We start from the raw sequence: 2587 nt of genomic DNA on the forward strand, positions 1-2587 counted from the left end.
TCCCATGGACCAATCCGGGGAAGAGGCTGTCGTTCTCGGTGATAGTCAAAAGACGTCTGTCCCGACCGGATCACCTTGCGTACCGTCTGCCGCGATATCCCAAGGTCCCGGCAGATCGCCTTGATCGCCTTTCCTTCGACAAAATGCGCGCGACGGATCTTTCCAATTGTTTCCACAACAAGCATCCCAAACCGGGCCTCCATTCAGCATGAAGGCCATCGTGAACCCGTTTCTCAGAAAGGGGTCGTTTTTAGCTGCCTGTCCCCCTTCCGAAGGGGTCACTTTTCCATGCCGCTTAACAGTTGGAACTCGCCAACTCGGAGGTAGGCGGGTCGGCATGCGGCGTAAGCCACATGCCGGTGGAGCGTTGGTCCTTGCTATCAATACAGGGACCGAAGGCATGCAGTCTCTCACTGCAAACCAGCCTCGATATAAGCTTGCGGTGTATCGAGGCCAGATTCCACACGAGGTATAGTCGGCGCCTAAAGCAGGTAAGAGATCAGTCTCGGAACCCAGGAACCCTATCATTGAACTGCCCCGGGTTTACCGGAGAGCGATTTATTCAGTAATCAGGCAGCGATATCAAGCCTGCTCTGATCTGCATAGAAGGCGCGTTCGGCTTCGGCGGGAGGCCTGTAGCCGATTGGCGCCAGCAGGCGTTGGTTATTATACCAGTCCACCCATCTGAGGGTTTCCCATTCGACCTGCGCCATGGATTTCCATGACCCCAGATGATGGATGACCTCGGCCTTGTATAAACCGTTGATGGTCTCTGCCAGTGCATTGTCGTAGCTGTCACCGACCGTGCCGACCGAGGCGTCGATGTCAGCCTGCGCCAGGCGTTCGGTGTACCGGATCGACAGGTATTGTGATCCACGATCCGAATGGTGGATCAGCGCCTTGTTTCCCGCGGGCTTTCGTTGCCAGATGGCCTGTTCAAGGGCGTTGAGCACGAACTGGGTGGTCATGGAAGTCGAGACTTTCCACCCCACGATCCTGCGGGCGAACACATCAATGACGAACGCCACATAGACCATGCCATTCCGGGTCTGGACATAGGTGAAGTCCGAGACCCAGAGCTGGTTGGGAGCCTCGGCCTGGAACTGCCGGTTGACCCTGTCATCAGGACAGGGGCGCGCCGTATCCGGACGGGTCGTGATGACCTTCCGGCCCCGGATCACCCCCTTCAGACCCATCTGCCGCATCAGGCGCTCAACAGTGCAGCGCGCAACCTGTCGCCCTTCACGCTGTAGGCTGTGCCAGACCTTACGCGCACCATAAACAGCACGGTTGTCCCGCCAGATCCGGCGGATATGTTCCATCAGTTCCCTATCGCGCAGGGCACGCGGGCTGGCCCTGGTCGGATCTCTTGCTATGACCGCCTGCTGGTAAAACGTGGACGGGGCAATCGGCAGAACGCGACAGATTGGCTCGACCCCGTAATCGGCACGGCAGGCTTCAATAAACGCGATCATTTGCGAAACGGGCGGTCGAGCTCCGCCTGTGCAAAATAAGCTGAAGCTTTCTTGAGAATCTCATTGGCCTGACGCAGTTCACGGACCTCACGCTCCAACGCCCTGATCCGTGCCGTCTCGGCCGTGGTCGGCCCTGGTTACGCACCCGCGTCCCGCCGGGCCTGCTTCCACCAGTCGTGCAGGCTGTCGCCCGAACAGCCAAGCTTGCCACCAATCTCGCGACAGGCCACCGATAGGCTCGGGTAATCCGATCGATGCTCGTCCAGAAGGCGCACCGCGCGCTCACGGAACTCAGGCGAATAACGTGATGTCTTCTTCTTCTCTACCATAGGGCTCATCCTCCGAGAGTTTTACTCTCCGGTAAACCCGGGACAGTTCATAGGCCAAAAAACTGCGCCCGTTGATCGGTCCGTCGAGAACGCAGGGTGCGGTGATCCGGTCATGACGCAAGGCAGCCAGAAAGGTCAGTGTCTTCCAGTGGCTATGAGGGACTCTGGCTCTCAGTCTCTCACCTTTGCGGCAACGGCCGTGCGTGCGCGTCATGTTGGTCTTAGCCCAGGTTTCGTCGATAAAGACCAGACGGGTGGGATCTATGTTGGCCTGATAGCGCTTCCAGAACCTGCGCTTGCGCGCGACGTCAGGCCGGTCCTGCTCGCAGGGCAGCACGCTTTTTTTTGAAGCTGATCCCTTCGGATTGGAAAAAGCGCGAGAGCATGCCTGTGTCGGCCTGAACGCCACGCTCCTCGCGCAGTCGGATCGACAGCGCCGCAAGGGTGATATCAGGTTCGGCATCAATGATGGCCAGCAGCCAGGCCCGTTCAGGTCTGGTTTTCGAGGGACGATGCCCGCCCGTGCCGGCGCAGCACCGATCTCCGATGCGTCTTGCGCGCTGCACCCATTTGATCGCCGAGGCATCGCTCACGCCAAAACGGCGTGCCGCTGCCCGGCAACTCATGCCGTCTTTCCCCACCGCATCAATCACGCGGTCTCGTAAATCCTGCGAGTAGGCTTTCGGCATGAAGGCTGGCCTCCTTCGCCAGTCTTCATCTTGAATCACATCAGACGCCCTTTGGGAATCCTATGATTCAAGCTATTCGCAGCGCGCTCTAAGT

At 58.7% G+C, this 2587-nt stretch carries 2 protein-coding genes, 2 pseudogenes and 1 other annotated feature; all 4 genes and pseudogenes read right to left on the reverse strand.

Features of this window, described 5'->3' with window-relative positions:
• Positions 1-185: pseudogene (locus GXY01S_RS18820) on the reverse strand (helix-turn-helix domain-containing protein); the annotation flags it as partial.
• A gap of 384 nt (positions 186-569) precedes the next feature.
• Positions 570-1804 (reverse strand): annotated as a pseudogene (locus tag GXY01S_RS16515) (IS3 family transposase).
• Positions 1401-1517, reverse strand: a sequence feature (AL1L pseudoknot). It overlaps the preceding pseudogene by 117 nt.
• Positions 1767-2213 (reverse strand): transposase, encoded by a 447-nt coding sequence (locus GXY01S_RS19290; RefSeq protein ID WP_370664573.1) that lies wholly within the window; start codon positions 2211-2213, stop codon positions 1767-1769. Before GXY01S_RS19290 ends, GXY01S_RS16515 begins: the two are co-directional and overlap by 38 nt.
• Positions 2113-2493 (reverse strand): hypothetical protein, encoded by a 381-nt coding sequence (locus GXY01S_RS18680; RefSeq protein ID WP_042711043.1) that lies wholly within the window; start codon positions 2491-2493, stop codon positions 2113-2115. The genes GXY01S_RS19290 and GXY01S_RS18680 overlap by 101 nt, the downstream gene beginning before the upstream one ends.
• Between the last annotated feature and the right edge of the window lie 94 nt (positions 2494-2587).

Source organism: Komagataeibacter xylinus NBRC 15237 (genome assembly GCF_001571345.1).
Taxonomy (GTDB): domain Bacteria; phylum Pseudomonadota; class Alphaproteobacteria; order Acetobacterales; family Acetobacteraceae; genus Komagataeibacter; species Komagataeibacter xylinus.